Origin of the sequence: Pallidibacillus pasinlerensis (genome assembly GCF_009996845.1) — a bacterium.
Classification (GTDB): domain Bacteria; phylum Bacillota; class Bacilli; order Bacillales; family Caldibacillaceae; genus Pallidibacillus; species Pallidibacillus pasinlerensis.
This window is the reverse complement of sequence record NZ_JAACYS010000105.1, coordinates 1-6,563: the sequence shown is the minus strand read 5'-3', so window position 1 is coordinate 6,563 and position 6,563 is coordinate 1. Positions and strand designations below refer to the sequence as shown.

7 protein-coding genes are annotated in these 6,563 nt (G+C 32.2%); 1 reads left to right on the top strand and 6 read right to left on the bottom strand.

Annotated elements, in window-relative coordinates:
- Positions 1–1,082: 1,082 nt before the first annotated feature.
- The 5 genes from GW534_RS15230 to GW534_RS15210 are packed head-to-tail and all read right to left on the bottom strand — an operon-like array spanning position 1,083 to position 5,272.
- A complete protein-coding gene (locus tag GW534_RS15230) occupies positions 1,083–2,660 on the bottom strand; it encodes a hypothetical protein (protein WP_034770137.1) in 1,578 nt (525 codons plus the stop codon).
- Positions 2,661–2,664: 4 nt separating this feature from the next.
- On the bottom strand, positions 2,665–3,348 hold the full coding sequence (locus GW534_RS15225) for an ABC transporter ATP-binding protein (RefSeq protein WP_052514553.1): 684 nt from the start codon (positions 3,346–3,348) through the stop codon (positions 2,665–2,667).
- A gap of 33 nt (positions 3,349–3,381) precedes the next feature.
- A complete protein-coding gene (locus GW534_RS15220) occupies positions 3,382–4,170 on the bottom strand; it encodes an ABC transporter permease (RefSeq protein WP_034770142.1) in 789 nt (262 codons plus the stop codon).
- The gene (locus GW534_RS15215; protein WP_034770145.1) at positions 4,167–5,072 is read right to left on the bottom strand and encodes an ABC transporter ATP-binding protein; all 906 of its coding nucleotides are present in this window, start codon (positions 5,070–5,072) and stop codon (positions 4,167–4,169) included. The genes GW534_RS15220 and GW534_RS15215 overlap by 4 nt, the downstream gene beginning before the upstream one ends.
- Positions 5,069–5,272, bottom strand: a complete 204-nt coding sequence (locus tag GW534_RS15210) for a PLD nuclease N-terminal domain-containing protein (RefSeq protein ID WP_095142587.1) — start codon at positions 5,270–5,272, stop codon at positions 5,069–5,071. The genes GW534_RS15215 and GW534_RS15210 overlap by 4 nt, the downstream gene beginning before the upstream one ends.
- Before the next feature lie 133 nt (positions 5,273–5,405).
- On the opposite strand from GW534_RS15210, the gene GW534_RS15205 reads away from it, so the two are divergent.
- Positions 5,406–5,951: a helix-turn-helix domain-containing protein gene (locus GW534_RS15205; protein ID WP_034770147.1), complete on the top strand. Its 546-nt coding sequence runs from the start codon at positions 5,406–5,408 to the stop codon at positions 5,949–5,951.
- A 330-nt stretch (positions 5,952–6,281) separates the two neighbouring features.
- Here the strand turns inward: GW534_RS15205 and GW534_RS15200 are convergent.
- Positions 6,282–6,563, bottom strand: a 282-nt coding sequence (locus GW534_RS15200; RefSeq protein ID WP_161921833.1) for a hypothetical protein, incomplete at its 5' end; no start/stop codon positions are given.

Below are 6,563 nucleotides of genomic sequence, written 5' to 3'. Positions count from 1 at the left end.
TAATTAAATGATATTTATTTAGAATTATATTTTTTATACATTTTCACTATACTTATTCTTCAGAAAATTTAACGGACTTTTTTCCATACTTTTTTGTATTATCCCATCCAATTTACTAAGCCTTTTATTTCGTTCTTTCAACAATCTTCGACTTCCTCTTTATTTTTTGTTAGTTTGGAGAAATTACTCACAAAGACAATCAACTTGTTGAATTACCTGTTTTTTCGCAACGCTATCATCTAAGATATAATGTGTCAATAACTAACTTCCCGATATGTCATATAAGAGGAAAATAACAATATGTAGCTAGTTTTAAACGCAATTTTCAAATATGTTTTTTTCACATAGGATTCTATCATCTAAGATTTAATTTGTCAATAACCTCTCGACATTTTCATATATGAGGAAAATAACAATATATAGATAGCGTTAAACACAATTCTAAAATATGTTTTTTCTTTATATAAGAAAATAATCAGAATTATAGACAAAAATTTATTTTTTACTACACAAACATAAAAGGAGACTGGGACATAACATAATCGAAAGAATAAAATCCGAACAATCTACAATAAGTGCTTCAAGCCCTCTGGAAATATACTTCGCACCTGATGAGCGGCTGGTGAGCCTCCTCGTGGGCAAGGCCCGCTGCGGGGTCTCACCTAGGCCGACCGACGCACAGGACGTTAGCGTGCGGCGTTGGTCACAGGACGTGACCGTTTTTAGCCGACCTCCCGCAGGAGTCTTGAGTATATTTCCGGAGCTAATGAGTGGAATTGTTCGGATTTTTCTATAGTTGGAATAGTTATGTCCCAACCTCACTGTTAAAAAATATCTCCAATTTTTAAATTTGATGCCAGTTACCTATACGTGAGAACCGATGCCCACCAACATAATGAATCTCATTCGAATGCAAGTGAAGTAGACTGTTTTATTAGTTTGGTTCATAACTCTCAGGTCTTCAGTAATTAAAAAAGAAATAGTGGGTAAAATCATACACCGATGATCTTACCCACCACTCTGAATGAAGCAAAGCCGAATAGTCGCTTCAAATGTCGGAAATCGTTGACTCTTAACAATAATTATATTAAAACCTTTTTTAACCGATTGAGCAATAAAACAATTGTAATTACAACCATCAGCAAAACAATAACAGTCGCCAATAGCGATTGGACATTCAACCAAATTAGCCCAAAATGAATGGCAGCAATAATAAGTAAGATGGGCAATCCATAAATCAAGCTAATTAATACATTCGTGTTAGATTTCGCAGCTACGGATGGATTTTCCCACTCCGTCAGTGGATTTCTCATGTCATAGACTGGAGTTAACAAGTTATAGCAAATAATCAATCCAGAAATAATCATGAACAGTAACAAATGTTCGACTTCCCAAAACCCAAAAATTGCAAACAGAAGAAAACTTAGAAGCAAAGCAATAATACCCATTGTTGATGAAATGATCACCTTGGAAAAATATACGAGATTAGAATCAAGTGGAGTACACTTTAATAAATAATGGTATTTCCCTTCTCTGGAATAAGGTGTTCCACTTACATTATTCATACAACAAAAAAATAAGACGAGATATGAAAAATAAATATCAAATGTTTCGTCTTTCGTGACGTTCAAAAAATCCGGCAATGCATCAAAATGCAATAACGTCAGTAAAATAGCTGAGATAATTGGTGCTAATAAAACCCCAAGTAATACTTGCATTTTAAAGTATGCCTCAGATTGAATCACCCATATTTCCCTTTGCAAATAATTACTCCATTTATTTTTAGAAATATAAACTCTTGAACCTTTCCATTGTGATTTATTATTTTCCAATAAGGCATTTTTAAAATAATTGACGGAAATGTTTTCAATTGTAAAATATGAAAGCAAAAGAGTGGTTATAATTAATACTACATAAACCAGAATTAAATGTAGGCTGACTTTATTTGATACAAAGAATTCAACGATCGAGTCTATCCAAGGCATTAAACTAGCAGTTTCAAAAAGCTGGATCAGTATATATTTTGCAGCATTTATGAATCCATCTTTGTAAGTATGATTCAAAAGACCTGATTCTATTACAAAATATGCTATAAATATAATAGGGATTAGCAACATGGTAACAACATTCAACAGTAAATAAGAAACTCTACTTTTAAATTTTGCATAAAACCTATGGATACAAGATAGGACGAATAACAAAAACATGGCAATTAATCCAATAAGGACTGGTAAAAATATGATTAACTTAAGCGCTTCAATAAACTTAAAATCAATGAGTAAAAATCCTATAGTCGGCAGCTGGAGGATCATCGTCAAGAAGATTGGTACAAATAGACTACTCACTACTTTAGCTGTTGAAATTTTTCTATATGATAAGGGTAGAGATGCTAACATCTTAAATTCACTAAATGCAAAAGCTTGTGTTGTCGATAAATAACAAGTCAAAATATAAACTAGAAGGATCGAGAAAGCCAAGTTATAAAAAATTAATAGTTGAGAATCCATAAAGTAATAAACCAGGAAATTTATGACAGTCAGTTGGAATAAAACATAAATTATCGCAATAATTAATACTACCTGTTGAATCTGCTGCTTTGGTTTCTTGTAAAAGGAAGAAATAAAAAACTTAGTTAACTGGAATTGAAGGTTTTCTTTCATAAACTTACGCCTCCATGAATATTGATTCCAATGATTTACTACCTGTTATATTCTTTATCTCATCATGTAGAATAATTTTGCCTCCTTTTAAAATGGCAACCGTAGTACAAATTTTTTCCGCGATATCCAAAAGATGTGTTGAAAAGATTACAGTTCCCCCCTGATCGACATAGGATTTTATTAAATCCTTAAAAACAACCACTGCATTAGGATCAAGACCATTTAATGGCTCATCCATAATGATGATTGGTGGATTAATTGTAAAGGCTGCAATCAGAGACATTTTATGCAACATCCCATAAGAGTAGGTTCCAATGGGTTTATCAATGGATTCCTGCATTTGGAATACTTGTACATACTCCTCTAACTTATTATTTTCTTCTATTTCATACAAATTCATTAAAAAATGTATCCAGTCTAATCCTGAAACATTTTTAAACACATTTACAGTATCCGGTATGAAAAAATATTGCTTTTTATAATCTAATCCTGCTGTTTGGTTTAACCCATTAATTTCCACTACTCCACTCTCATAATCCAACATACCGGTAATGATATTTAATGTGGTTGTTTTCCCAGCACCATTTGCCCCGACAAAACCTAAAATTTCCCCTTTTTTAACATTCAAGTTCACACCTTTTAAAACCTGCTTTTCCGAATAACTCTTTTTTAAATTGGAAATATTCAACAAATGAATCACCCTTTCCTTACTTTAAACGGATTAATCAATATTATATTTTTTATTAGCAATCCACATCTTCGCGAAATTCATTACGATTGCTGACAATAATAAAGTTATCAATACACTCCATACAACACTCATATCGATATCAGCAAAAACCAGAGCTTCCTTCGCATATTCACTCATACTCGCTGGATTCAAACGATCAAGCAAAGGGTTAAGGCCGACGATCATTCTAATTCCTAAAAGAACAGCAATAGAAATTAATGCTATAACACCTTGGCTGTTAAAGAAAGTACTAACCATAGTTGTAAATGATACAACAAATAAAACCCACAACAAATAAAATAATAATGCAACTATTAAACTGGTAAAAGGTATACTTGTAAACAAGAAATTGGTGTATATATAAGAAACAACATACCCCAATGCTACACTGCCAGCAACGAACATATAGTTGGAAAAAATTTTACTACTAATATAAGATTCGACTTTAACTGGTCTTGTCAGAATAAAACCTAGCATTCCATTTGCTTTATCTGATTGTACCACTCCCATCATTGAGATAACGATGATGATGACACCAAGTTGATCGAACTGCGATTCCAATGTACTGGCAAGTATTTCATTCCCCGCTATATCTTTCATACTTGAATCAATGATAATCCCCTGGCCTCCACCAAACGCTTCTAATATATAGGGTAAATAATAGGTTACAACTGGTTGTGTGATTCCCAAAAATATAAAAGCTAATGGTAGCCATACAATTTTAAGTTCTCTTATGAACTGTAAGGTTTCCTTTTTAGTTAAGATTGCAAATTGCTTCACTTTTCCACCACCATTTTTAAGAATATTTCTTCAAGTGTGTCATTAGCTATTTCAAATTTAACGATATCAACATGGTGTTTTAATGCATTTTCCAATAACATCCTTTTGTTTACTTTAATGTTTTCTACCTCTACTTTTAATTTATTTCCTGTCAACTCAACATCTTTCACATAATCCAAATTCTTGATGTGTTCAATCCAATCCTCACGATCATTAGATAATTCAATACGTATTTTATTTTGACTATTTCTATTCAATAATCCTATCATAGTTGTATCTTCTATTTTTTTACCGTTTTTCACGATGACAAGTCGCTCACAGATTTCTTCCACGTCTCCTAAAATATGAGAAGATAATAAAATGGTTGTATCTTTCTTTATTTCATCGATAATGTTCAACACTTCTCTGCGGCCTATCGGATCCAATGCTGAAACAGGTTCATCCATCAATATTAAAGAGGGTTTATGTAACAGTGCTTGTGCTATGCCTAATCGCTGTTTCATTCCACCAGAAAATGTACTGACCCTTGAATTCTCTTCTCCACTTAAACCCACTTTTGATAAAATTTTCGGAATAGAAGTTTTCAATTCTTTTTTATCAAGACCGGATAACTGTCCCATAAAGAAAAGCGTTTCAGTTGCAGTCATCCATTGAAAAAAATTCGGATATTGTGGCAAGTAACCAATTTGTTTTTTCATGTCAGATATTTTTTTTCCATCCAATAATACTTCACCCGAAGTGGGATTCATAATATCCGAGATGATCTTAATCAACGTGGTTTTCCCTGCTCCATTTGGTCCAATTAATCCTACACATTCCCCAGAGTTGATAGCTATTGAAAAATCATTGACAGCAATTTTCTCATTAAATTTTTTAGTGACGTTTTTAACTTCCAATTTCATCTTTTGTCACTATCCTTTCTCCCTATAATAAAGTAAAGTATGGGTCCTAGTGGAATAACTAAAATGATAACAATGGTCCATACAAGTACATTTTTTCTCCTACTTTTGTTTCGGTATAGATCCACTAATGCAAAGATGATGAACAACAAAATGATTACGATGATTGGCAATATCACTGGAGAAAGAATGTCGAAATCCATATTATTTAGGTCAAGATTCGGTTTTATTTTAATCACCTCCACTAATTATCGTTATTGATAATGATAACATGGTTAAAAGTAAATTGCAATAATTATTTTCATTATTTATAATGATAATGAAAGAGGTGATAAGATGGATAATAAAATGGAGATTCTAATGCATCCCGTAAGAATGAAAATTTGTCTTGCTTTAATGGGGAATAAAGAGAATGGCCTAACTCCTCTGGAGATGGTAAAAGTCATAAAAGATGTACCACAAGCAACATTGTATAGACACATACAATCTATGGTGGAGGCTGATGTCATTCAAGTGTTAAAGGAAAAAAAGGTTAAATCAGTGACTGAAAAGTATTATGTGTTAAATGAAGATTATGCAACATTGGATAAGAATGAGTGGGGAAAGGTCTCTGCAAAGGAGAAGCTTGATTATATATCTTATTATCAATTATTGCTTTTATCCAAATATCAGCTTTATCTACAAAAGCTGGAAGGGGAAAATCGTACGGACGATAATTCTACATTTTCTGTAGTGGAATTTCAATTGGATGAAGAACATTTCACACAGTTCCAAAATGAATTAAACAAACTGGTAACTAAATATTACCACGCTTCCAGTAAGAAAAAGGAAAAAAGTACCCCTACCCAAACCATCGGTATTACTATTATTCCGGATAGTTAAATACCTTGTTACGGTGCCATAAACCGCACGTTGTGGCGAGGGTCAAAGGTTCTTGTTTAAGGATTTCATATAACTAAATTTCAAATCCACACTTGAAATATAAGGACACCTTTTTTATAGATAAATTTTAAAAGGTGTCCGTTTTTGTGCACTTAAACATTGGTGAGTCTGAAATATATTTTTGTACATCTAATCGAGACGCATGGATGATATGTCAACATTAAACCAAACAATAAAGAAAAGGACAAAGAAATAATTGCACCATTACATATAAATTAGAACGTACTTAATAACGTCAATAAATATGACAGCATTAATATTTATTTTTTTCTATTTTTTCTTCATTAGGACACACATGAGAAACTCATTTATATTTTCAGTAATTGGTGGCCTGTTAAAGACAATGTTGAAAATATACATTTCATATCCCTTTACAACATCTAAATCCCAAAATTCCTCTTCAGGTTCTAGTTCAAGTGTAGAAAGATTCAGGAGTATATCAATTACATAGGCTTGATACAAAAAATAATTATATAAAGATAATAATGTTTCATTTTCATTAGGATATACCCCTGTTATTGTCTCTAATAATTCTATTTTTTCATGTGATAA